Annotated in this window: 23 protein-coding genes and 1 pseudogene; 19 read left to right on the plus strand and 5 right to left on the minus strand. The window is 71.2% G+C overall.

The features are described 5' to 3' along the window. The first annotated feature begins 297 nt into the window (after window positions 1-297). The 13 genes from OHS70_RS29340 to OHS70_RS29400 all read left to right on the plus strand — a co-directional run bounded on the left by OHS70_RS29340 (window position 298) and on the right by OHS70_RS29400 (window position 14,849). The gene (locus OHS70_RS29340; RefSeq protein ID WP_328402265.1) at window positions 298-1,962 is read left to right on the plus strand and encodes a CTP synthase; all 1,665 of its coding nucleotides are present in this window, start codon (window positions 298-300) and stop codon (window positions 1,960-1,962) included. A gap of 83 nt (window positions 1,963-2,045) precedes the next feature. Further along, window positions 2,046-2,672 (plus strand): NUDIX hydrolase, encoded by a 627-nt coding sequence (locus tag OHS70_RS29345; RefSeq protein ID WP_328402267.1) that lies wholly within the window; start codon window positions 2,046-2,048, stop codon window positions 2,670-2,672. A 158-nt stretch (window positions 2,673-2,830) separates the two neighbouring features. Beyond that, window positions 2,831-4,888 carry a tetratricopeptide repeat protein gene (locus tag OHS70_RS29350; protein WP_328402269.1) on the plus strand — a complete coding sequence of 686 codons (2,058 nt, stop codon included), beginning with the start codon at window positions 2,831-2,833 and terminating at the stop codon, window positions 4,886-4,888. A gap of 143 nt (window positions 4,889-5,031) precedes the next feature. Continuing rightward, window positions 5,032-6,147, plus strand: a complete 1,116-nt coding sequence (gene ald / locus OHS70_RS29355) for an alanine dehydrogenase (protein WP_328405992.1) — start codon at window positions 5,032-5,034, stop codon at window positions 6,145-6,147. Between the two features lie 339 nt (window positions 6,148-6,486). Next, a complete protein-coding gene (locus tag OHS70_RS29360; protein WP_328402271.1) occupies window positions 6,487-7,653 on the plus strand; it encodes a ParA family protein in 1,167 nt (388 codons plus the stop codon). Beyond that, the gene (locus OHS70_RS29365; protein WP_328402273.1) at window positions 7,638-8,216 is read left to right on the plus strand and encodes a hypothetical protein; all 579 of its coding nucleotides are present in this window, start codon (window positions 7,638-7,640) and stop codon (window positions 8,214-8,216) included. Before OHS70_RS29360 ends, OHS70_RS29365 begins: the two co-directional genes overlap by 16 nt. A gap of 44 nt (window positions 8,217-8,260) precedes the next feature. After that, window positions 8,261-9,538: a segregation and condensation protein A gene (locus tag OHS70_RS29370; protein ID WP_328402275.1), complete on the plus strand. Its 1,278-nt coding sequence runs from the start codon at window positions 8,261-8,263 to the stop codon at window positions 9,536-9,538. A 32-nt stretch (window positions 9,539-9,570) separates the two neighbouring features. Further along, window positions 9,571-10,140, plus strand: a complete 570-nt coding sequence (gene scpB / locus OHS70_RS29375; protein WP_328405994.1) for an SMC-Scp complex subunit ScpB — start codon at window positions 9,571-9,573, stop codon at window positions 10,138-10,140. Further along, window positions 10,140-11,258 carry a pseudouridine synthase gene (locus OHS70_RS29380; protein WP_328402277.1) on the plus strand — a complete coding sequence of 373 codons (1,119 nt, stop codon included), beginning with the start codon at window positions 10,140-10,142 and terminating at the stop codon, window positions 11,256-11,258. Before scpB ends, OHS70_RS29380 begins: the two co-directional genes overlap by 1 nt. Window positions 11,259-11,369: 111 nt before the next feature. Continuing rightward, window positions 11,370-12,023, plus strand: coding sequence for a nicotinamide riboside transporter PnuC (pnuC, locus tag OHS70_RS29385; RefSeq protein ID WP_328402279.1), 654 nt, complete (start codon window positions 11,370-11,372; stop codon window positions 12,021-12,023). Continuing rightward, the gene (locus OHS70_RS29390) at window positions 12,020-13,099 is read left to right on the plus strand and encodes an AAA family ATPase (protein WP_328402281.1); all 1,080 of its coding nucleotides are present in this window, start codon (window positions 12,020-12,022) and stop codon (window positions 13,097-13,099) included. The genes pnuC and OHS70_RS29390 overlap by 4 nt, the downstream gene beginning before the upstream one ends. After that, complete coding sequence (locus tag OHS70_RS29395; RefSeq protein WP_328402283.1) at window positions 13,099-13,818, plus strand: NUDIX hydrolase; 720 nt, start codon at window positions 13,099-13,101, stop codon at window positions 13,816-13,818. Before OHS70_RS29390 ends, OHS70_RS29395 begins: the two co-directional genes overlap by 1 nt. Beyond that, the gene (locus OHS70_RS29400; RefSeq protein WP_328402285.1) at window positions 13,815-14,849 is read left to right on the plus strand and encodes an ADP-ribosylglycohydrolase family protein; all 1,035 of its coding nucleotides are present in this window, start codon (window positions 13,815-13,817) and stop codon (window positions 14,847-14,849) included. Before OHS70_RS29395 ends, OHS70_RS29400 begins: the two co-directional genes overlap by 4 nt. Before the next feature lie 421 nt (window positions 14,850-15,270). Here OHS70_RS29400 and OHS70_RS39160 read toward each other — a convergent pair. The 3 genes and pseudogenes from OHS70_RS39160 to OHS70_RS29410 form a co-directional block, all read right to left on the minus strand. After that, window positions 15,271-15,381 (minus strand): annotated as a pseudogene (locus tag OHS70_RS39160) (nucleotidyltransferase); the annotation flags it as partial. A 42-nt stretch (window positions 15,382-15,423) separates the two neighbouring features. Continuing rightward, window positions 15,424-15,894 carry a Rieske (2Fe-2S) protein gene (locus OHS70_RS29405; protein ID WP_328402287.1) on the minus strand — a complete coding sequence of 157 codons (471 nt, stop codon included), beginning with the start codon at window positions 15,892-15,894 and terminating at the stop codon, window positions 15,424-15,426. Window positions 15,895-16,039: 145 nt separating this feature from the next. Beyond that, the gene (locus OHS70_RS29410) at window positions 16,040-16,372 is read right to left on the minus strand and encodes a DUF952 domain-containing protein (protein ID WP_328402289.1); all 333 of its coding nucleotides are present in this window, start codon (window positions 16,370-16,372) and stop codon (window positions 16,040-16,042) included. Between OHS70_RS29410 and OHS70_RS29415 the strand changes: the two genes are divergently transcribed. The 6 genes from OHS70_RS29415 (at window position 16,371) to der (ending at window position 21,514) form a co-directional block, all read left to right on the plus strand. Further along, entirely contained in the window at window positions 16,371-16,943 is a 573-nt protein-coding gene (locus OHS70_RS29415) for a YidB family protein (protein WP_328402291.1), read from the plus strand. The genes OHS70_RS29410 and OHS70_RS29415 overlap by 2 nt on opposite strands. Before the next feature lie 89 nt (window positions 16,944-17,032). Beyond that, window positions 17,033-17,395: a chorismate mutase gene (gene aroH / locus OHS70_RS29420; RefSeq protein WP_328402292.1), complete on the plus strand. Its 363-nt coding sequence runs from the start codon at window positions 17,033-17,035 to the stop codon at window positions 17,393-17,395. Next, window positions 17,392-18,477, plus strand: coding sequence for a prephenate dehydrogenase (locus OHS70_RS29425; protein ID WP_328402294.1), 1,086 nt, complete (start codon window positions 17,392-17,394; stop codon window positions 18,475-18,477). The genes aroH and OHS70_RS29425 overlap by 4 nt, the downstream gene beginning before the upstream one ends. A gap of 171 nt (window positions 18,478-18,648) precedes the next feature. Continuing rightward, window positions 18,649-19,332, plus strand: coding sequence for a (d)CMP kinase (gene cmk / locus OHS70_RS29430; protein ID WP_328402296.1), 684 nt, complete (start codon window positions 18,649-18,651; stop codon window positions 19,330-19,332). A gap of 53 nt (window positions 19,333-19,385) precedes the next feature. Continuing rightward, on the plus strand, window positions 19,386-19,988 hold the full coding sequence (locus OHS70_RS29435; RefSeq protein ID WP_328405996.1) for a lysophospholipid acyltransferase family protein: 603 nt from the start codon (window positions 19,386-19,388) through the stop codon (window positions 19,986-19,988). Window positions 19,989-20,065: 77 nt separating this feature from the next. Beyond that, window positions 20,066-21,514 (plus strand): ribosome biogenesis GTPase Der, encoded by a 1,449-nt coding sequence (gene der, locus OHS70_RS29440; protein ID WP_328402298.1) that lies wholly within the window; start codon window positions 20,066-20,068, stop codon window positions 21,512-21,514. A 75-nt stretch (window positions 21,515-21,589) separates the two neighbouring features. On the opposite strand, the gene OHS70_RS29445 is transcribed toward der, so the two are convergent. Both OHS70_RS29445 and OHS70_RS29450 read right to left on the minus strand, forming a co-directional pair. After that, window positions 21,590-21,874 (minus strand): hypothetical protein, encoded by a 285-nt coding sequence (locus tag OHS70_RS29445; protein ID WP_443062675.1) that lies wholly within the window; start codon window positions 21,872-21,874, stop codon window positions 21,590-21,592. A gap of 247 nt (window positions 21,875-22,121) precedes the next feature. After that, window positions 22,122-22,901 carry a hypothetical protein gene (locus OHS70_RS29450; protein ID WP_328402302.1) on the minus strand — a complete coding sequence of 260 codons (780 nt, stop codon included), beginning with the start codon at window positions 22,899-22,901 and terminating at the stop codon, window positions 22,122-22,124. Window positions 22,902-23,069 lie beyond the last annotated feature (168 nt).

Below are 23,069 nucleotides of genomic sequence, written 5' to 3' on the forward strand. Positions count from 1 at the left end.
TCGGCAGCGATGTCCGAGCAGGATACGACGCACCCTAGTGATCTGCGCGGCCGTCCCGGCAACGAGGGTACGCCGAACGGGTGAGCGGCGGGTGAGCTGCGGTGAGCGGCCGGTCCGCCCACGGCACGCGTGGCCGGAAGCGGTCATCCGTCGGCGCTGATACCCTGGTACCCCGTGGACCGGTGGCCGTCCTGCGTAAAACAGGGGCCCCGAAACCGCAGCTTCGGCACCCCAGGATCATCCCGGGCAGATGCCTCAAGCACCTCACTTCGCGACCACGGGAGCCCCCTCTTGGCGATGCCGCCCAATTCCATGACGACCAAGCACATCTTCGTCACCGGGGGTGTCGCCTCCTCCCTCGGCAAGGGCCTGACGGCTTCCAGCCTGGGCGCGCTGCTCAAGGCCCGAGGCCTGCGGGTCACCATGCAGAAGCTCGACCCCTATCTGAACGTCGACCCGGGCACGATGAACCCGTTCCAGCACGGTGAGGTGTTCGTCACCAACGACGGCGCCGAGACCGACCTGGACATCGGCCACTACGAGCGCTTCCTCGACGTGGACCTGGACGGCTCCGCGAACGTGACCACCGGGCAGGTCTACTCCCAGGTGATCGCCAAGGAACGGCGCGGCGAGTACCTCGGCGACACGGTGCAGGTCATCCCGCACATCACCAACGAGATCAAGTCCCGTATCCGCAGGATGGCCACCGACGACGTCGATGTCGTGATCACGGAGGTCGGCGGCACCGTCGGCGACATCGAGTCGCTGCCGTTCCTGGAGACGGTGCGCCAGGTCCGTCACGAGGTCGGCCGGGACAACGTCTTCGTGGTGCACATCTCGCTGCTGCCCTACATCGGCCCGTCCGGCGAGCTGAAGACCAAGCCCACCCAGCACTCCGTGGCCGCCCTGCGCAACATCGGTATTCAGCCGGACGCGATCGTGCTGCGTGCCGACCGGGACGTGCCGACCGCGATCAAGCGGAAGATCTCGCTGATGTGCGACGTGGACGAGGCCGCCGTGGTCGCCGCGATCGACGCCAAGTCGATCTACGACATCCCCAAGGTCCTGCACACCGAGGGCCTGGACGCGTACGTGGTGCGCAAGCTCGACCTGCCGTTCCGCGACGTCGACTGGACCCTCTGGGACGACCTGCTGGACCGCGTCCACAACCCCGCCCACGAGGTCACCGTCGCCCTGGTCGGCAAGTACATCGACCTGCCCGACGCCTACCTCTCGGTCACCGAGGCCATGCGCGCCGGCGGCTTCGCCAACAAGGCCCGCGTCAAGGTCAAGTGGGTCACCTCCGACGACTGCAGGACCGAGGCGGGCGCCCAGAAGCAGCTCGGCGACGTCGACGCGATCGTCATCCCCGGCGGGTTCGGCGAGCGCGGGGTCGACGGCAAGGTCGGCGCGATCCGCTACGCCCGCGAGAACAAGGTCCCGCTGCTCGGTCTGTGCCTGGGGCTGCAGTGCATCGTGATCGAGGCCGCCCGCAACCTCGCCGAGATCACCGACGCCAACTCCACCGAGTTCGACGCGGCCACCGCCCACCCGGTGATCTCCACGATGGAGGAGCAGCTGGCCTACGTGGAGGGCGCCGGTGACCTGGGCGGCACCATGCGGCTCGGTCTCTACCCGGCCAAACTGGCCGAGGGCTCCATCGTGCGCGAGGTCTACGACGACCAGCCGTACGTCGAGGAGCGCCACCGCCACCGCTACGAGGTCAACAACGCGTACCGCGCCGAACTGGAGAAGAAGGCGGGCATCCTCTTCTCCGGCACGTCCCCGGACAACAAGCTCGTCGAGTACGTCGAGTACCCCCGCGACGTGCACCCCTACCTGGTCGCCACGCAGGCCCACCCCGAGCTGCGCTCCCGCCCGACCCGCCCGCACCCCCTCTTCGCCGGTCTGGTGAAGGCGGCCGTGCAGCGTCAGGAAGCCGCTCGTACGACGGGCGCGTAATCCTTTGGCGATACGGTTGACCGGGGTACGGGCCGACGCGGCCGTACCCCGGTTTTCTGTTGTGTGGTGGGAGGACGCTTTTCATGACCATCAAGGACACGCCCGAAGAGTGGCAGGTCACCGCGACCGACACCCCGTTCCGGGGTAACAAGACAAGCGTCCGCACCGACCATGTGGTCATGCCCGACGGCACCGTCGTCAAGCGCGACTACCAGGTGCACCCTGGGTCGGTGGCGGTGCTCGCCCTCGACACCCAGGGACGGGTCCTGGTGCTGCGCCAGTACCGGCACCCCGTGCGGCACAGGCTGTGGGAGATCCCGGCCGGCCTGCTCGACGTGCCCGGGGAGAACCCGCTGCACGCCGCACAGCGCGAGCTGTACGAGGAGGCGCACGTCAAGGCCGAGGACTGGCGGGTGCTCACCGACATCTACACCACACCAGGCGGCTGCGACGAGGCGGTGCGGATCTTCCTGGCCCGCGATCTGTCGGAGGCGGAGGGCGAGCGGTTCGAGGTCTCCGAGGAGGAGGCCGACATGGAGCTGGCCAGGATTCCCCTGGACGAGCTCGTCCGGGGTGCGCTGGGCGGTGAACTCCACAACACCTGCCTGGTCGTCGGCGTTCTCTCGGCCGCGGCAGCGCTGAACGGCAGCGGTTTCGACGCGCTGCGGCCGGCCGAAGCCCCTTGGCCCGCCCGTCCGTTCGAGGCCTGAGCCCTGCCGAGGGGCAATGTGACGATCTGCTGATCCGAACGGGCGATCTGTCCGTCGTGCTCCGCACGGTTCGTCGCAGAGCGTGAACTACGCTCGGAACGCCCGTGTGGAGCCCCGGCGGGCTCGGCTCGTGCGCGGACGGACTGGAGCGTGGCCCCGTGACGGATCAGGCGGTGGACTCGGGTTGCCCCGACGGCGCGGAGGCCGCCGGGCCGTCCGCCGCCCAGGCCACGCCCGATCCCCGGTTCTTCGGACGGCAACGGGAGTTGAAAGCGCTCCGCGCCGACATCGAGCGAGCCGGACTCGACACGCTCGCCGGCCGCAAGGCCCCCCGCGCCCGCGTACTGCTGATCGCCGGCAACCCTGGTTCCGGCAGAACCTCGCTCGCCGAGGAATTCACGCGCCGGCTCGCCGAGGACTACCCCGACGGGGTGTGGCGCCTGCGGCTGACCGAACCGGCCGGCCGGCCCGTCCCCCTGGACGAAGCCGCCCGGGAGCTGCTGGACTCCCTCGGCATCGCGGCCCCGCCGGGCGCGGCCGAGGACGAACTCACCGAGCTGGTGCGCGACGCGCTCGCCGCGCGCCGCGCGGTGCTCCTGCTCGACGACGCGGTCGACGCCGAGCAGGTCGACGCCCTGCTGCCCGACAACCCCGACTGCCTGGTGGTCGCGGTCTCCCGGGGCCCGCTCACCGGTATCCCCGACGTACGGCCCTGCGCGCTCGGCGGTATGGACGCCAAGGCGGCGATCGAACTGCTCGCCACCTTCACCGGCTCCGTGCGCATCACCGTGGACCCGCAGGCCGCGGAGACGATCGCCGAGGAGTGCGGCGGACAGCCGGCCGCGCTGGTGCTGGTCGGCGGCTGGCTCGCGGCCCGGCCCAAGGCCTCGGTCGCCGACGCCGTCAAGCGGCTGCGGGTGCTGCCCGACGATCACGAGCAGCCCAAGGGAACACGCCCGCTGGCCCGCGCCTTCCGGCTGGCGTACGAGTCCCTGCCGCAGTCTGCCGCGCGGACACTGCGACTGCTGGCGCTCGCGCCCGCCGGTCTGGCCGATGCGCACACCGCGTCCGCGCTGGCCGGCTGCTCGGTCTCGGCCGCCCGGGCGACACTGGACAACTTCGCCGCGCTGGGCCTCGTACGGCAGCGGACCGACGAGTGCTTCGAGGTGCCCGGCGCCCTGCTGCCGATGCTCCGTACCCTGCTCGAGGGCACCGACCGGCCCGCCGAGGTGCAGCTGGCGCGGGCGCGGATGCTGGAGCGGACCGTACGGCTGCTGCAGTCCTGCCGGGCGATCACCGAACCCGAGGGGTCGGCGGCCCGCAAGAAGCTCGCGGCGCTGCCCCGTGCACTGCGCTTTCCCACGCCGCAGGCCGCCGACGCGTGGCTGCGCGACCGTCTCGGCACGCTGCTGGCCTCGGCACGGCTCGCGGTCGAGGACGGGGAGCTGGACACTCTGGCGCGCCGGCTGGTCTCCGCCCTGGTCAGAGCGCTGGTCGCGCACCGGGGCACCGAAGCGGCCGCCCCCGAGCTCTACGGTCTGCACGAGCTGGTCCTCGACGTGGCCGAGCGCGGCGGCCTGCACCGCGAGCAGGCCGCCGCACTGCTGAATCTCGCCGATCTCGACGCGCAGACCGGCCGGGTCGAGGACTCATTGGCCCGCTACCGGGCCGCACTGGACGCAGGGCGGGCCGCGAACGATCCGTATGCGACCGGCCGCGCGATGGAATCCGTAGGCGGCGCGTACCAGGAGCTGGGGGACTGGCAGCGGGCCGGTGACTGGTACGGGAGGGCGCTCGCCCAGCGGCAGACACGCGGGGAGCGGGCCGACGAGGCCCGCCTGTACGGGCGGCTGGGCACCGTGCACACCTATGCGGGGCACTACGGCGAGGCGCTGCGCAACTGGCGCGCGGCGGTGGCCGGCTACCGCAGGCTCGGCGATCTCCCGTCCCAGGCGCGAGCGTTGAGCGAGGCCGCGCGCGTACAGGAGTACGCGGGGCGGCCCGAGGAGTCGCTGCGCACCTGCCGGGAAGCGGTGGAGCTGGCGCGCCGGGCCGACGACGTCCGGCTGCAGGCCGCGCTGCAGCTCAGACTGGCGGACACACTCGACCGGCTCGGCGACCCGGCGGCGGCCCGTCTGCACCGCTCCACTGCGGAAAGGCTGCTCGGAGAGGAAGGTTCCGCCTACGAAATCCGCAGTGCCTCGCTCGAAGATTAGTGCTTTGCAAGGCTAGACAGCGAGAAATCCTTCATTAGACTGGCTCCATCGCATGTTGCTGCGGTGTCTCCCGGTGCGCCCTGAGTATCCGGGTATGTATGGCATTGACCGTTGAAATCCCAGAGCCAAGGACCGTGATCGACGTGAAGGTCGGCATCCCCCGCGAGGTCAAGAACAACGAGTTCCGGGTGGCCATCACCCCCGCCGGCGTGCACGAGCTCGTGCGCAACGGCCACCAGGTGTTCGTCGAGCAGAACGCCGGCGTCGGCTCCTCGATCACGGACGACGAGTACATCGCCGCCGGTGCGCAGATCCTGCCCACCGCCGACGAGGTCTGGGCTGTCGCCGACCTGCTGCTGAAGGTCAAGGAGCCCATCGCCGAGGAGTACCACCGCCTCCGCAAGGACCAGACGCTCTTCACCTACCTGCACCTCGCCGCCTCCCGCGAGTGCACGGACGCCCTGCTGGAATCCGGCACGACCGCCATCGCCTACGAGACGGTCGAGACCGCGAACCGCGCGCTGCCGCTGCTCGCCCCGATGTCCGAGGTCGCGGGCCGGCTGGCCCCGCAGGTCGGCGCGTACCACCTGATGCGCTCGGCGGGCGGCCGCGGTGTGCTGCCGGGCGGCGTCCCGGGCACGGCGGCCGGCGAGGCCGTCGTCATCGGCGGCGGTGTCTCCGGCTGGAACGCCACGCAGATCGCCGTCGGCATGGGCTTCCACGTCACTCTGCTCGACCGTGACATCAACAAGCTGCGTGAGGCCGACAAGGTCTTCGGCAGCAAGGTGAAGACGATCGTCTCCAACGCCTTCGAACTGGAGAAGGCCGTCGTCGAGGCGGACCTCGTCATCGGCGCCGTTCTCATCCCGGGCGCCAAGGCCCCGAAGCTGGTCACCAACGAGCTTGTCGCCAAGATGAAGCCCGGAAGTGTACTTGTCGACATCGCAATCGATCAGGGCGGCTGCTTCGAGGACTCGCGACCGACCACCCACGCCGAGCCGACCTTCCGGGTGCACAACTCGGTCTTCTACTGCGTCGCCAACATGCCCGGCGCGGTGCCCCACACCTCCACCTACGCGCTCACCAACGCGACCCTCCCGTACATCGTGGAGCTCGCCAACCGCGGCTGGGTCGAGGCCCTGCGCCGCGACCAGGCGCTCGCCCTGGGTCTCAACACCCATGACGGCCAGGTCGTTTACGGCCCGGTCGCCGAGGCCCACGGCCTCGAAAGCGTCGAGCTGAGCGCGCTGCTCGGCTGAGCGGTCAACGCCCGGCGTCAACATCACGCACCCGGCCGGACCTTGCCGAGCAAGGTCCGGCCGGACGCATGTCCGACCGCTTTGCGACGCTTGCTCAACTCGCCTCGAACGAAGCCCTTTAACCGTTTCGCGTACCCATGAAACCTGCGCGCGGGAGCACGCCCGGACCCCAGTGCACCCTTGACAGGGATGTGTTCGATTGCCGACACATCGGGCCGGGTCCGGCGGATTGTGTTGCTGCGGACCGGGGACACGCCATAGAGTCGCCAACCGTCGGCATGGTGCCACGCTGACCTATCGATAAGTTTCCTGGTCACGTCCAAGGAGGTAAGACGACTTGTGAATGAGTCGACATTTACTCCCGGGGGAACGCCTGCGGCGGGCCAGAGTGCGTCGTCCGGGCTCGAGGCTGTCGGCTCCGTCGCTGTCCGCACCGTCGCGACGCACCAGCACACGACGCACATGACGACACCCCACACGATGAAGATGATGGACGGCCAACACGTGAACGCCATGGCCGGCAACGAGAGTGGCCGAGAGTCCACCCACTTCGCCGCCTACGAGGAAGTCCCCGAGGGGCACTTCTACGACCCCGATGCCGAATACGAGCCCGATCCCGAGTACGCGGCCACCCTCGCCCCCGACGCTGCCCGGCAGCGCCGCGAGCGGATCGGCCCCACCGGGCGCCCCCTGCCGTACTTCCCGATCCCGGGCCCGCTGACCGACCACGGCCCGGCGAAGATCATCGCGATGTGCAACCAGAAGGGCGGCGTCGGCAAGACGACGTCGACCATCAACCTGGGTGCGGCGCTCGCGGAGTACGGACGGCGTGTGCTGCTCGTCGACTTCGACCCGCAGGGCGCCCTGTCGGTCGGCCTCGGCGTCAACCCGATGGAGCTCGACCTCACCGTCTACAACCTGCTCATGGAGCGGGGCATGTCGGCGGACGACGTGCTGCTGAAGACCGCCGTGCCCAACATGGACCTGCTGCCGAGCAACATCGATCTCTCGGCCGCGGAAGTCCAGTTGGTGAGCGAGGTCGCGCGTGAGTCCACGCTGCAGCGTGCGCTGAAGCCGCTGATGTCGGACTACGACTACATCGTGATCGACTGTCAGCCCTCGCTCGGTCTGCTGACCGTGAACGCCCTGACGGCGGCTCACAAGGTCATCGTGCCGCTGGAATGCGAGTTCTTCGCGCTGCGTGGTGTGGCGCTGCTGACCGAGACGATCGAGAAGGTCCAGGAGCGGCTCAACCCCGACCTGGAGCTCGACGGCATCCTGGCCACGATGTACGACTCGCGCACGGTGCACAGCCGTGAGGTGCTCGCGCGGGTGGTCGAGGCCTTCGACGACCACGTCTACCACACGGTCATCGGGCGCACCGTGCGCTTCCCGGAGACCACGGTCGCCGGTGAGCCCATCACCACCTACGCGTCCAACTCCGTCGGCGCCGCCGCGTACCGCCAGCTGGCCAGGGAGGTGCTCGCCCGGTGTCACGCCGAGTGAGTCTGCCCGGGGCCGACGAGCTGTTCCGTACGACCGGGGGCATGGCGCTGCAGTCGTCCACGCCGCGCCGTCAGGCGAACGGCGAGCCGCGCGTGCCCGCACCGGCCGGGGAGAACGACTCCGCCGCACAGCCCTCGGCCACAGGCGGCTCGCAGGAGCACTCGGCCGCCGAGGCGGAGGTCGCGGGGGAGGAACGCGGCCGGGCCGCGGAGCCTTCGGGACAAGCCGCGTCCGTCGCTTCGGGAGCGCCTGCCGCGGCCGGGCCGCCCAAGGCGCGCCGGGCACCCGCGGCCGAGGCCGAGGCCGCCGCCCAGCCTCGGCGGCGCGGTCGCGGCGCGAACCGCCGGCCCAGCGGACGTGAACGGCACGACGAGAAGATCACGGTCTATGTCTCGGCCGAGGAGTTGATGGACCTCGAGCACGCGCGGCTGGTGCTGCGCGGCGAGCACGGGCTGGCCGTCGACCGCGGGCGGATCGTCCGCGAGGCGGTCGCGGTGGTGCTGGCGGACCTGGAGCAGCGGGGCGACGCGAGCATCCTCGTGCGGCGCCTGCGCGGGCGCTGACGGGGTAGCCTGCGCGCGACGTTCCTTCCGCTCCCTGGACCACCATGCCCCCGACCGACGACGCACCCGCACGCTCCCGCCGCCTCCTGGGCCGCGGCCCGGGCACGGGCCCAGTCCGCGATGCGCCGCCGGACGCGGAGCCTTCCCCCACCCCGTCGCTTCCTGAATCCGGGGCTCGGCCCCCGGAGCCCCAGCCGCCCAGGATCGAGGCCAGGACCGACGCCACGGCCGACGCGGCGGACGGCGACCCGGCGGACGGCGAGGCCGCCGCACCGGGCCGCTCACAGCGCGACAGTGGCGTTTCTGCCCTGTCCTGGCCCGGCAGCGCCCCGGGTGCGGCCGACCGGACGAGCGACGGGCAGCTTCCCGCCCGTGACGAGGCCACCGCCGCCGGCGCCGATGCGATCGTCGCGCCGTCGGAGGACGGCGGAGTCGGCTCCGGATCCGCCGGCGGTGGCGCGACAGGCGCCGGCGTGCGCATCGGTGCGCAGACAGCAGGCCCCGCGGACGGTGACGCACCCGCCGACGACGGGCGCTTCAAAGTGCGGCTGGCGAACTTCGAAGGCCCCTTCGATCTGCTGCTGCAGCTGATCTCCAAGCACAAGCTCGACGTGACCGAGGTGGCGCTCTCCAAGGTCACCGACGAGTTCATGGCCCATATCCGGGCCATGGGGCCCGACTGGGACCTCGATCAGACCACGGAGTTCCTTGTCGTCGCCGCGACGCTGCTCGACCTCAAGGCCGCCCGCCTGCTGCCCTCCGCCGAGGTGGAGGACGAGGCGGATCTGGCACTGCTCGAAGCGCGGGACCTCCTCTTCGCGCGGCTGTTGCAGTACCGCGCCTACAAGCAGATCGCCGAGATCTTCAGCGCCCGGCTGGATGCCGAGGCCCGCCGGTACCCCCGTACCGTGGGGCTCGAACCCCATCACGCCGACCTGCTGCCCGATGTCGTCATCAGCATCGGCGCCGAGGGGTTCGCCAGACTCGCGGTCAAGGCCATGCAGCCCAAGCCCAGGCCGCAGGTGTACGTCGACCACATCCACGCCCCCCTCGTCAGCGTCCGGGAGCAGGCCGACGTGGTCGTCGGGCTGCTGCGGGAGCGTGGGCGGGCCACGTTCGCGGAGCTGACCGAGGGCGTCGACGACACCCTCACCGTCGTCGCCCGCTTCCTCGCCCTGCTCGAGCTCTACCGTGAGAAGGCCGTCGCACTGGACCAGGAGCACGCGCTGGGGGAGCTCGTCGTCATCTGGTCCGGCAGCGGGTCGGTGACCGTCACGGACGAATTCGACCGAGTCCCCGACAACACGGAGGAGAAGCAGTGAGCGAGCTCAAGCCCGCCCTCGAGGCCGTCCTCATGGTCGTCGACGAGCCCGCGACCGAGGAGCATCTCGCCAAGGTGCTCGAGCAGCCCCGCAGGGCTGTCGCAGACGCGCTGCGGGAGCTCGCGGACGAGTACACCGTCCAGGGCCGCGGCTTCGAACTCCGGCTCGTAGCGGGCGGCTGGCGCTTCTACAGCCGCGCAGAGCACGCCGACGCCGTCGAGCGCTTCGTGCTCGACGGACAGCACGCACGGCTGACCCAGGCCGCCCTGGAGACGCTGGCGGTCGTCGCGTACCGCCAGCCGGTCAGCCGTTCGCGGGTCTCCGCGGTGCGCGGAGTGAACTGTGACGGGGTCATGCGCACCCTCCTCCAGCGGGGTCTGGTCGAGGAGGCGGGCACGGAACCCGAAACAGGTGCGATCCTGTACAGGACGACGAACTACTTTCTGGAGCGGATGGGCCTGCGCGGCCTGGACGAGCTCCCGGAGCTCGCGCCCTTCCTCCCCGAGGCGGACGCGATCGAGGCCGAGACGCAGGAAGGCGTTCCGTCGTTCGATCCGGATGCACCGGATTCCGACGACGCAGACGACAAGACGGAAATTTGATGCGAAGCAGCAGCGGCAGGAACAGCAGCGGAAACAACGGCGGGAGCCGTGGTGGCAACAGCGGCGGCCGCGGCAGCAGCGCCGGCCGCGGCAATTACCGGGGTGCCGGTAACAGCCGCGACGACCGGCAGCAGCGCGACAGCAACCCGCGCCGCCCCCGCCCCGAGGAGCGCACCTACGACGTGGGCGACGGCTCGGAGGGCCCCAGGCGCGGCCGTGGCGCCGCCGCCCGCGGCGGCGCCAAGGGCGGCCCCCGGCAGTCTCCCCAGCGGGGCGGCGGCCGTACGGCTCCGGCGCGGTCGCGCGAGTACGACGCCCGCTCGGAGGAGCGCAACCGCGAGCGATACGCGAACAAGCCGGAGGTCAGGACGCCCAAGACGTTCCCCGGCGCCGAGCAGGAGGGGGAGCGGCTGCAGAAGGTGCTCGCCCGCGCCGGTGTGGGCTCGCGCCGCGCCTGCGAGGAGCTGATCGACGCCGGCCGGGTCGAGGTGAACGGCAAGATCGTCATCGAGCAGGGCGTGCGCGTCGACCCCGAGAAGGACGAGATCAAGGTCGACGGCCTGACCGTGGCCACCCAGTCGTACCTGTTCTTCGCGCTGAACAAGCCGGCCGGTGTCGTCTCCACCATGGAGGATCCGGACGGCCGCCAGTGCCTCGGCGACTACGTCACCAACCGCGAGACGCGTCTCTTCCACGTCGGACGGCTCGACACGGAGACCGAGGGCATCATCCTCCTCACCAACCACGGCGAGCTGGCACACCGCCTCACCCACCCCAAGTACGGCGTGAAGAAGACCTATCTCGCCGCCATCCAGGGCCCCCTGCCCCGCGAGGTCGGCAAGCGCCTCAAGGACGGCATCCAGCTCGAGGACGGGTACGCCCGCGCGGACCACTTCCGGGTCGTGGAGCAGACCGGCAAGAACTACCTGGTCGAGGTCGTCCTCCACGAGGGCCGCAAGCACATCGTGCGCCGCATGCTCGCCGAGGCAGGCTTCCCGGTCGACAAGCTCGTACGGACCGCCTTCGGCCCGATCTCGCTCGGCGACCAGAAGTCGGGCTGGCTGCGCCGCCTGACCAACACCGAGGTCGGCATGCTGATGAAGGAAGTCGGCCTGTAGTCGTACAAAAGCATCCGAAAGGGCCCGTGACCGTTCAGGTCACGGGCCTTTTCGTCTTGTGGACGCAACCCCCGGCCCTTTATAGTCAGGGTGACTCTTAAGGAGGCGGGCGTGAGCCTCGCGGACATCCTCGAACCCCTGCAGCAACCGCTGTTCACCGTGCTCGGCACTGCGGTGAGCTGGGCCGAGTTCCTCGGCTTCGGCAGCGGCGCACTGTGCGTGTGGCTCGTCGCCCGCCAGCACATCGCCAACTGGCCGATCGGCATCGCCAACAACCTCTTCTTCATCCTGCTGTTCACCCAGGCGGGCCTGTACGCCGACGCCGGCCTGCAGGTCGTCTTCATCACCCTCGCCGCGTACGGCTGGTGGACCTGGACCCACGGGGGTGGACCAGGGACCGACGTCCTCCCGGTGCGACGCACCACCCGCACCGAGTGGACGTGGCTGATCGCGGCGGGGGTGGTGGGGACACTCGGCCTCACACTCCTGCTGGAGCGCGTCACCGACTCGACGGTCCCCTTCTGGGACGCGCTGACGACCGCCCTGTCCCTGATGGCGACGTACGGGCAGTGCCGCAAGCGCCTCGAGTCGTGGTGGCTGTGGATCGCCGCCGATGTGATCTATGTGCCGCTGTACGCCTACAAGGAGCTCTATCTGACCTCCCTGCTCTACGTCGGCTTCATGACGCTCTGCGTCGTCGGCCTGCGCAGCTGGTCGCGCGACCTCGCCGTACGACGGCGCGACGCACTCGGGGTGACCGCATGAAGCGCTACGGACACGGCCTCGTCCTCGGGAAGTTCTATCCGCCGCACGCGGGCCACCACCATCTCGTCCGCACCGCCGCCGACCGCTGCGAGCGGCTGACCGTACTGGTCTGCGCCTCCTCCGTGGAGTCGATCCCGCTGCGGGAAAGGGTGCACTGGATGGAGGAGGTGCACCAGGACGTGCGGGTCGTCGGGGCCGTCGACGACATCCCGGTGGATCTGAACGACCCCGCAGTCTGGGACGCGCACATGGCGGTCTTCCGGGAAGCCGTGACACGCCCCGTGGACGCGGTCTTCACGTCCGAGCCGTACGGCGACGAACTCGCCCTGCGCTTCGGCGCGGAGCACATCTGCGTCGACCTGGACCGCACCCTCTTCCCGGTCTCCGGAACCGCGGTGCGCAAGGACCCGGTGGGGTGCTGGGACTTCCTGGAGAAGCCGGCCCGGGCCTGGCTCACCCGCCGCGTCGTCGTTCTCGGCGCCGAGTCCACCGGCACCACCACCATGGCGCGGGCGCTCGCCGAGCACTACCAGCGGCGCGGCGGACCATGGTCCGGCACCCGCTGGGTGCCCGAGTGCGGGCGCGACTACAGCGCCGGGAAACTCGCCTCGCTGCGGGAGCAGTGGCCCGAAGCCCAGTGGGAGGACGTGGAGTTCATCTCGGACGAGTTCCCGGTGATCGCCAGGCGGCAGAACCGCCGCGAGAACCGGGCCGCCCGGAGCGGCTCGCCCGTGCTCTTCTGCGACACCGACTCCTTCGCGACGACCGTGTGGCACGAGCGGTACATCGGCGGGCGCAACCCCCTGGTCGACGAGATCGCCGACCGGGTCACCCATCATCTCTGGCTGCTCACCGACCACGAGGGCGTGGCCTTCGAGGACGACGGGCTGCGCGACGGCGAGGAACTGCGGCCCTGGATGACCCAGCGGTTCCGCGACGAACTGACCCGTACCGGCCGGACCTTCGTCGAACTCACCGGACCCCACGAGCAGCGGCTCGCCACCGCCGTCGCCGCCGTGGACGCCCTGATCGACGAGGGCTGGGATCTCGCCGACCCTCTGCCGGAGCGCCGCTGATGCAGGGCTACGACCCGGGCGCCTTCCCGCCCTTCGCCGTCACTGTCGACCTCGCCGTCTTCACGGTGCGCGACGGGCTGCTGCACGTACTGCTCGTCGAGCGCGGTCAGGAGCCGTACCTGGGCGCGTGGGCACTGCCCGGCGGCTTCGTCCTGCCCGCCGAGTCCGCCGAACTCGCCGCACGCCGCGAACTGGCCGAGGAGACGGGTCTGTCGCAGCAGACCGCGGCCGGCCTCCACCTGGAACAGCTGCGCACCTACAGCGAACCGGACCGCGACCCGAGGATGCGCGTCGTCTCCGTCGCGTACACGGCGCTCCTGCCGGATCTGCCGGAGCCGCGTGGCGGCGGCGACGCGGCAAGGGCCCAGTGGATGCCCTTCGGGACGTACGGTCCCCTCGCCTTCGACCACGACACGATCCTCGCCGACGCACACGACCGCGTCTGCGCCAAGCTCGAGTACACCTGCCTCGCCACCGCCTTCTGCCCGTCCGAGTTCACCCTCGGCGAGCTGCGGCAGGTGTACGAGACGGTCTGGGGCGTCGAGCTCGACCGCCCCAACTTCCGGCGCAAGGTCCTCACCACACCCGGCTTCGTCCAGGCCGTGAAGGGACCGCCGCGCCTGACCGGCGGACGGGGGAAACCGGCCGCTCTGTACCGGGCGGGTGGGGCCACCGCGCTGCACCCGCCACTCCTGCGACCGGAAGGACGGCACTCATGACCACTCTGGGGACCCACCGGACCATCACCAAGCAGGCCGCGACGGGCTCGCTGATCGGACTCGCGCTCGGGGACGCGCTCGGCTTCCCGACCGAGTTCAACGACGTGCCCGCCATCCTCGCCAAGTGCGGGCCGTGGCGGGAGATGGAACTGCCGACGCCCGCGTTCGTCACCGACGACACCCAGATGACGCTCGCCCTGGGCCGGGCCGTACGGACCGCGATGGACCGCGGACTGCTGGTCGGATCCCGGCTGGTGCGGCCGCTGCGCGAGGAGTTCACGTCCTGGTACCACTCGCCGGACAACAACCGTGCCCCCGGCCGCACCTGCATGGACGCCTGCCGGCTGCTCGACAACGAGCGGCTGCCCTGGCACGAGGCCAGCCAGATCGGCTCCAAGGGCTGCGGCGCCAACATGCGTGTCGCGCCCATCGGGCTCGTCCCTGGGCTGAGCGAGGAACAGCGTGCGGGCGCGGCGCAGTTGCAGTCCGCGCTGACCCACGGGCACCCCACCGCCCTCGCGGCGAGCGACCTCACCGCACGGGCCGTGTACCTCCTCGCCCAGGGCGGCGAGCCGATGGGGCTCGTGGGACAGCTGCGCTCGTACGCGTACGAGAACCGCAGCCGCTACCACCACAACTGGCTGGGCAATCTGTGGACCTACTCCCACGACCCGACGCCCGAGGCCTTCATGGCCCGTGGCTGGGACGACTGCCTCCAGGTGCTGGAGCGGCTCGCCGCGGCCCTGCGCTCACCGGATCCGGAGCTGGACCCCTGCCTGGTGACCGGCGACGGCTGGATCGCGGAGGAGGCGCTCGCCACCTCGCTGCTGTGCTTCCTGATGTTCCCCGAAGAGCCCGTGACGGCGCTGCGCCGTGCCGCCTGCACCAAGGGCGACTCCGACTCGATCGCGTGCCTCGCGGGCGCGTTCGCGGGGGCGCACCTGGGGGCGGGCGCATGGCCCAAGGAGTGGGCGGAGCGGATCGAGTACCGGAGCGATCTGCTGTCCCTCGCCGCGCTCTGGGACTCTTGACCGAGAGCTGACCCCCTGGCCGTGGATCTGGGCCCGGTCGTCACCGCCCGGGCCGACCCGGCCGAGGCTGCTCGGCGAGCGGGAGTCGCCGCCGCAGACCCGGCCCGACAGCGGCGAAGGCGGCGGCCGAGCCCATACCGGCCGGGGTCGGCGCGGAGCGGGTGCGCGCGTACGTCGACAGGCCGCACGCCGTCCTTGACGACGCGCGGACGGCATCGCGGCTGCCGTCGGTGCCCGCCGCCGGGGCATACGCACGACCGGCCGGCATCGTGGTCCGGTTGCGCATGGATTGACCGACGCCGTGCCGGGGCGTGCGGATCGTTCGTGCGGGTGGTCTGCCCGAAGTGCGGGCCCCGGGGACCCCGGCCGCCGCTCGGCCGCACGGGACCGGTGGACGCCGTCGGCGGAGTCGGGAGCGTGCTCCACGGAGGCCGGTGTCGCTCCCCTCGGTGGCCGGCCCGAAGGCACGCGACCTCATGACGCAGGAGTGGACGGTGCGGTCGCGCACCACCGCGGTACGGGCGTCGGGGATCGTGCGCGAGAGCGCACGACCGGCGGTGACCGCCTGTTCCGGCTACGCCAGGGTGATCGTGTCCCCGGACACCATGATCTGTTCCGGCGGCAGCGGCTTGGTGGCCGGGCCCTCCGCCACCGAGCCGTCCGAGACCCGGAACTTGCTGTCGTGGCAGGGACAGTCGATCGTCCCGTCGGCGACCGTGCGGACCGTGCAGCCCTGGTGGGTGCAGACCGCGGAGAAGGCCTTGAAGTCCCCGGCCGTCGGCTGGGTCACCACCACCTTCTCGCTCGCGAAGACCTTTCCGCCGCCCACCGGGATCTCCGACGCGGCGGCCAGCTTCTTGCCGGCCAGCGACGGTGACTCGCCCGGCTTCCCGGTCGACGACGGGGATTCGGCAGGTGCGGCCTTCGTCTTCGCCGGTGCCGTCGTTTCGCCGCCCGCATCACCGCCGCCGTTCCCACAGCCCGCCACCAGCGCGGCGGCGCCCGCCGTGCCTGCCGCCAGGACCGTCCTACGACACGTGTCCATGACAGTCTCCTCTGCTCGTGCCCCGACCCGCTCGGGGCACGAGCATCCTGACGCCGCGGACGCCGAAGGCGAAGCAACCGGGCAGCGCGTGCCCCCAATGCGGGTGCGTTGTCCGTCCGTCAGCCCAGTGCGCGCCTCGTCGCCGTCAGGCCCAGGAGGTGAGTTCCCGTGCACGGCCGTCCGCGTCGCGGCGTACCGCCAGCACGGAGCTCACGGCGTGGCGCTCGATCGGGCCGTACACATGCGGGAACCGCGTGCCCTGCGATCCCTCCCAGCGGACCTCGGCGTCGAGCGCGGCGTCGTCGATCTGCAGGACAAGCAGTTCAGGCACAGCGCGGAAGAGGGCGTCCGCGATCGCGAGCGCCGCGGGCTCGTCGCCCGAGCAGTGCACGAAGCCCTCGGTGGCAAGGGATGCGGGGGCGTACGGGCGCTCGGTGTCCGCGGTCCATTCGTCGGCGGGCACGACATGAAAGATCATGCCGCCAGTTGTAGCCGAGAGCCCGGGCACAGAGTGTCGGGGGGACGGGGTTCCCCAGGTGGCAGGGCGATGCGGTTCGGGTGACATTGACCGTGTTCGATCCACCCACTTCCCACGCGACTCTCCCAGGCGAAAGGAGAACCATGGCGGGAAACGACCTCGGCAGTCTTCTCGGCGGCCTCCTCGGTGGCGGCGGCCAGAGCGGCGGCGGCGCGGGCAACATCCTCGGCGCGCTGCTGGGCGCGCTCGGCGGCGGCGCTCAGGGTGCCGGCGGCCGAAGCCGCGACGGGAGCCCGCTCGAAGCTCTGATCGGCGTGCTCACCCGGTCCGGTCCGGCCGACCGGCCCAGTCCTGGGTCGGTACCGGTGACAACCAACCGGTCAGCGGCACGCAGATCGCCGACGCACTGCCGAACGAGACCCTGGACCAGGTCGCCCAGCAGGCCGGTGTCACCCCGCAGCAGGCCGCGGACGAGATCGCCCGGTCGGCCGTCGACAGGCTCACGCCGAGCGGACAGCTGCCGCCCGCCGGTGCATCCCTGGAGGACATCGTCCGCCAGCAGCAGCTCTGACCTGAGCGTCTCGCAGAGCGGTCGGCGCGGCTGCGCCCCCGTGCGCTGACTAGGCTGAACGAAGCACTCGCACAGGTTAGGAGCACGACGTGGCGGTACGAGCGGTCCGTGGAGCCGTGCAGCTGGAACGGGACGAGGCCGGGCACATGGACGAGCAGGTCAGCGAGCTGCTCACCGCCGTCCTGGAACGCAACGGGCTCGGTGCCGACGATCTGATCAGCGTCTGGTTCACGGCGACACCCGATCTGCACAGCGATTTCCCGGCGGCTGCGGCGCGCAAGCTGGGCATCGTCGACGTACCGCTGATCTGTGCGCAGGAGCTCGACGTCGTGGGCGCCATGCCGCGCGTCGTACGGGTACTCGCGCACGTCGAGTGCGACCTGCCCAAGTCGCAGATCGCGCATGTCTATCTGGGCGCCGCAGCCGCACTCCGCAAGGACATCGCCCAGTGAGAACCGCCGTCGTCATCGGGACCGGACTGATCGGAACCTCCGCCGCGCTCGCACTGGCCGGGCGCGGCGTCGTCGTGCACCTCGTCGACCACGACCCGGCCAGGGCGCGCACCGCGGCCGCGCTCGGTGCGGGCACCGACGAGCCGCCCGAGGGCCGGGTCGACCTCGCGGTCGTCGCCGTGCCGCCGGCGCATGTCGCCACCGCGCTGGCCGACGCGATCCACGCCGGGGTCGCCCGCGGCTACCTCGACGTGGCCAGCGTCAAGGGCGGACCGCGCCGGGAGCTCGAGGCGCTCGGCGTGGACCAGTCCCACTACATCGGCACGCACCCGATGGCCGGCAAGGAGCAGTCCGGACCGCTCGCCGCCACCGCCGATCTCTTCGAGGGCCGCCCCTGGGTCCTCACGCCGACCCGCGACACCGACACCGAGGTGCTCAATCTCGCCCTCGAACTGGTCGCGCTGTGCCGCGCCGTCCCCGTCGTCATGGACGCCGACGCCCATGACCGCGCGGTCGCGCTCGTCTCCCACACGCCGCAGCTGATCTCCTCGATGGTGGCGGCGCGGCTGGCGGAGGCGGACGACACGGCAGTACGGCTGTGCGGTCAGGGCATCCGCGATGTGACGCGCATCGCGGCGTCCGACCCCCGGATGTGGGTCGAGATCCTCACCGCGAACCCGGGCCCGGTGGCCGATGTGCTCGCCGGGGTGGCCGCGGACCTGGACGAGACGGTCCAGGCGCTGCGGGCCCTGCAGTCCGCCGACGAGTCCAAGCGCCGCGGTGGCGCCGAGGGCATCGAGGACGTCCTGCGCCGGGGCAACGCCGGCCGGGAACGCGTGCCGGGCAAGCACGGTGCGGCCCCGGCGACGTACGAGATCGTGGCGGTCCTGATCAGCGACCAGCCCGGCGAACTGGCCAGGATCTTCGCTGACGCCGGCCGTGCGGGCGTGAACATCGAGGACGTCCGCATCGACCACGCGACGGGCCAGCAGGCGGGTCTGGTCCAGCTGATGGTGGAGCCGGCGGCGGCGCCGGTGCTCTCGGCGGCACTGCGGGAGCGGGGCTGGGCGCTGCGGCAGTAGGGGCGGCGCTTCCCCGCCCCGCCCCGCAGGCTTCGCCGCAGCGCGGCGGGGCACGCGCCGCCCGGCCGTACAGCCCGTCGCCGACGGGGTGCGCAGGTGGTGTCCAGGACTCGGTAACCTTGTTCGGGGCGCACCGGCATTCCCGCCTGCCCTCTCCCACGAACCAGGAAGGTGTCCGACACCGTGGAATCCGTGATCGTCGCCATCGATGGCCCCTCCGGCACGGGCAAGTCGAGCACCTCGAAGGCGGTCGCCGCAGCGCTGGGGCTGAGCTACCTCGACACCGGCGCCCAGTACCGCGCGATCACCTGGTGGATGATCAGCAACGGCATCGACGTGCAGGACCCCGTCGCCATAGCGAGCGCCGCCGGCAAGCCCGTGATCGAATCCGGCACGGACCCCGCCGCGCCGACGATCACCGTCGACGGCCTGGACGCCGCCGGTCCGATCCGTACCCAGGAGGTCACCTCCAGGGTCAGCGCCGTCAGCGCCGTGCCCGAGGTGCGCAGCCGGATCACCGAGCTGCAGCGTTCCATCGCCGCGGGCGCCGAGAAGGGCATCGTCGTCGAGGGCCGGGACATCGGCACCACAGTCCTCCCGGACGCGGACCTGAAGATCTTCCTCACCGCTTCGCCCGAGGCCCGCGCGGCCCGTCGCAGCGGTGAGCTCAAGGGCTCGGACGTCGCCGCCACCAAGGAAGCGCTCATCAAGCGCGACACGGCCGACTCCAGCCGTAAGACCTCCCCGCTGGCCAAGGCGGACGACGCGGTCGAGGTCGACACCACCGACCTCACCCTCCAGCAGGTCATCGAGTGTGTCGTGACCCTGGTCGAGGAGAAGCGAGCGGCCGAGTGACCGTTCCGTCAGCCAAGGGCGCCGCGGTCGGCCGGGGCATCGGCATCGGCCTGATGTACGGGCTGTGGAAGCCGCGCGTCCTCGGTGCCTGGCGGGTGCCCTCGGCGGGCCCGGTGATCTTCGCGGTGAACCACGCGCACAACATCGACGGGCCGATGCTCATGGGCACCGCCCCCCGTCCCGTGCACTTCCTGATCAAGAAGGAGGCGTTCGTCGGCCCGCTCGACCCGTTCCTCACCGCGATCGGGCAGCTCAAGGTGGACCGCAACGCCCCCGACCGTACGGCCATCACCCGTGCGCTCGGCGTACTGGACAACGGCGGGGTCCTCGGGATCTTCCCCGAGGGGACCAGGGGCGAGGGCGACTTCGCCTCACTGCGCGCAGGGCTCGCGTACTTCGCCCTGCGCAGCGGGGCGCCGATCGTCCCGGTAGCGGTGCTGGGAAGTACCGCCCGCAGCGGACGGCTGGTCAAGGCGCTGCCTCCGCTGCGCAGCCAGGTCGACATCGTGTTCGGCGACGCCTTCGAGGCCGGCGACGGCAGCGGCCGCCGCACCCGCAAGGCGCTCGACGAGGCCACCGTGCGCATCCAGGAGCGGCTCACCGCACACCTGGAAAACGCCAGGCACCTCACGGGGCGCCGGGCGAGACTTGAGTAGTACCCGAAGCAGGACAACGAGTAGTGGGCCGCGGGACGCGGTCCATCGATGATGCAACGTAACGAGGTAAGCACTTCATGAACGACCAGCACGACCACGGAGCGCTCGGCGACGCCGAGTACGCGGAGTTCATGGAGCTCGCCGCGGAAGAGGGATTCGACGTCGAAGACGTCGAGGGCGCGATCGAGGCGGCCGGGCACGGCCCGCTGCCCGTCCTCGCCGTCGTCGGCCGCCCCAATGTCGGTAAGTCGACCCTGGTGAACCGCATCATCGGGCGCCGCGAAGCCGTCGTCGAGGACAAGCCCGGCGTCACCCGCGACCGCGTCACGTACGAGGCCGAGTGGGCCGGCCGCCGCTTCAAGATCGTCGACACCGGCGGCTGGGAGCAGGACGTCCTCGGCATCGACGCCTCCGTCGCCGCACAGGCCGAGTACGCGATCGAGGCCGCCGACGCGGTCGTCTTCGTCGTCGACTCGACGGTCGGCGCGACCGACACCGACGAGGCCGTCGTCAAGCTGCTGCGCAGGGCCGGCAAGCCCGTCGTCCTGTGCGCCAACAAGGTCGACGGCCCGAGCGGTGAGGCGGACGCGACCGCCCTGTGGTCGCTCGGCCTGGGCGAGCCGCACCCGGTCTCCTCGCTGCACGGCCGTGGCACTGGCGACATGCTCGATGCCGTCCTGGAGGTCCTGCCCGACGCCCCGGCGCAGACCTTCGGCAACGCGGTCGGCGGCCCGCGCCGGATCGCTCTGATCGGCCGCCCGAACGTGGGCAAGTCCTCGCTGCTCAACAAGGTGGCGAACGAGGAACGCGTCGTCGTCAACGAACTGGCGGGCACCACCCGTGACCCGGTCGACGAGCTGATCGAACTCGGCGGTGTGACGTGGAAGTTCGTCGACACGGCCGGTATCCGCCGCCGTGTCCACCTCCAGGAGGGCGCGGACTACTACGCCTCGCTGCGTACCGCCGCCGCCGTCGAGAAGGCGGAGGTCGCCGTCATTCTCATCGACGCGAGCGAGACGATCAGCGTCCAGGACCAGCGGATCATCACGATGGCCGTCGAGGCCGGCCGCGCGATGGTCATCGCCTACAACAAGTGGGACACCCTCGACGAGGAGCGTCGCTACTACCTCGAGCGCGAGATCGAGACCGAGCTCGGCCAGATCGCCTGGGCCCCGCGGGTCAATGTCTCGGCCCTGACCGGCCGCCACATGGAGAAGCTGGTCCCGGCGATCGAGACCGCGCTGGCGGGCTGGGAGACCCGTGTCCCGACCGGCCGGCTGAACGCCTTCCTGGGCGAGATCGTCGCGTCCCACCCGCACCCGATCCGCGGCGGCAAGCAGCCCCGCATCCTGTTCGGCACTCAGGCCGGCACCAAGCCGCCGCGCTTCGTGCTGTTCGCCTCGGGCTTCCTCGAGCACGGCTACCGCCGCTTCGTCGAGCGCCGGCTGCGCGAGGAGTTCGGCTTCGACGGCACGCCGATCCACATCTCGGTCCGTGTGCGCGAGAAGCGCAGCCGCAAGAAGTAGCCGCGGATCCCCAGCACGGCCCCTGCACCGGTGAACTCCGGTGCAGGGGCCGTGTTCGTGTCCGCGCCCCGCCGGTCACATGCCTCTGCGGGGCGCCGGGGGCAGCGCCGGGGGCAGGTGGGCGCTCGGCCGGCTCGGCTGGTACGGCTGCCAGTTGCCCTGATGGCCGGTCTGGCCGCTCTGGCTGAACGATCCGCCACGGCTGCTGTGCAGTCCCGTCCCGAAGGCCTTGAAGCCGAGATGCTCTTCGCCGCTGCGGTCGCCGGGCAGCGTCCTGAACGCCCGGCGGAACTCGGAGTACAGCGCGTCGTAGATCGGCGTGGCCGACGGGCCTGCCGACATGTCGTGCGCGGGGCGCATGGAGGGGATGTGGCTCTGGAACGGCTGACGGGAGGGGTCGTATGAGTGCACGTACCTGCAACGACCCCGCGGCCCGGCGGATGCGGGCGGGCCCGGGATGATTCTGTGGGGGCCGGAGGCAGTACCTCTCAGGACACACGAAGGCGTACGCCGGGGCACGAAAGCACCCCCGGCGTACCTGATGCGCCTGCCCGGCCGATCGGGCAGGCGCCCCTCACCTGCGGTTCTGCCGTACGACGGGCAGGTCTCAGGTGCCCGCGAGCGGCATCGCCGCGGCCACCAGCCGGCCGTTGGCGGCGGCTTTCTCCAGTGCGTCACGCAGCAGGTCCTCGCGCGGCTGCTGGCCGATCGAACCCACCGGGGCGGCGAAGACCAGGACCATGCGCGACTTGTTGGCGGCGGTGCGCCAGCCCTCGGTGACCTGGAGCGGCTGGTGGGCCTGCCACCAGGCGACGGGGCTGCCTCCGCCGTTCCCGGGCTGCAGCACGGCGTGCAGCTGGCCCATGGCCACGAGCACGGACCAGCCCGGCAGCTGGGCCGGGTACTGGTTGACGTCGGTGACCGGGAGGAAGCCCGACTCGATCAGCAGCGGGAGGAAGTCGTCGCCGCCGATGCCGGCCGTGCCGGGGCGGGCGATGGGGGCGGTCGGTTCGACCACCAGTGCGGGGTGCACGTCACCGTTGATCAGCACGAGTCCGCTGGTGACACCGAGCACGGCCTGCTGAGGTGCGGCCCCGGGGACCTGCGGCTCCTCGCCGGTGATGGAGCGGACGGCGCCCTGGAGCTGGTCCTCGGCGACCTGGACGACCTGGGACGGGATGCAGGTGGCGTGGGCGAAGGCGAGCACGGCGGTCTCCTCGCCGACGAACAGCACGGTGCTCGTGCGTTCCTGCTCGGAGTCCCCAGGGGTGCGGCAGGAGGTGCAGTCGTAGCTGCCCGGGGCGTTCTCCCCGGCGAGCAGCCGGTCGGCTTCTTCGTCGCCGATCTCGGCGCGTACGTCCTCGCTGACGTCGAGCATGCGCGGCACGGGTGGCTCCTCGGACTTGTACGGATTCGACCATGGGGCCGGGCGGGTTCCCGGCTCATAAAGAGCTCAACGGGTGATGTGCGGCAGGGGTCACGCGTGAACGCGGACGGAATCGGAAGGCGCGGCCCGGGGCGTTCGTGCGCCGCCGCCGCACACATGGAGCGGACC

The sequence above is a fragment of the Streptomyces sp. NBC_00390 genome, from assembly GCF_036057275.1.
GTDB lineage: Bacteria > Actinomycetota > Actinomycetes > Streptomycetales > Streptomycetaceae > Streptomyces.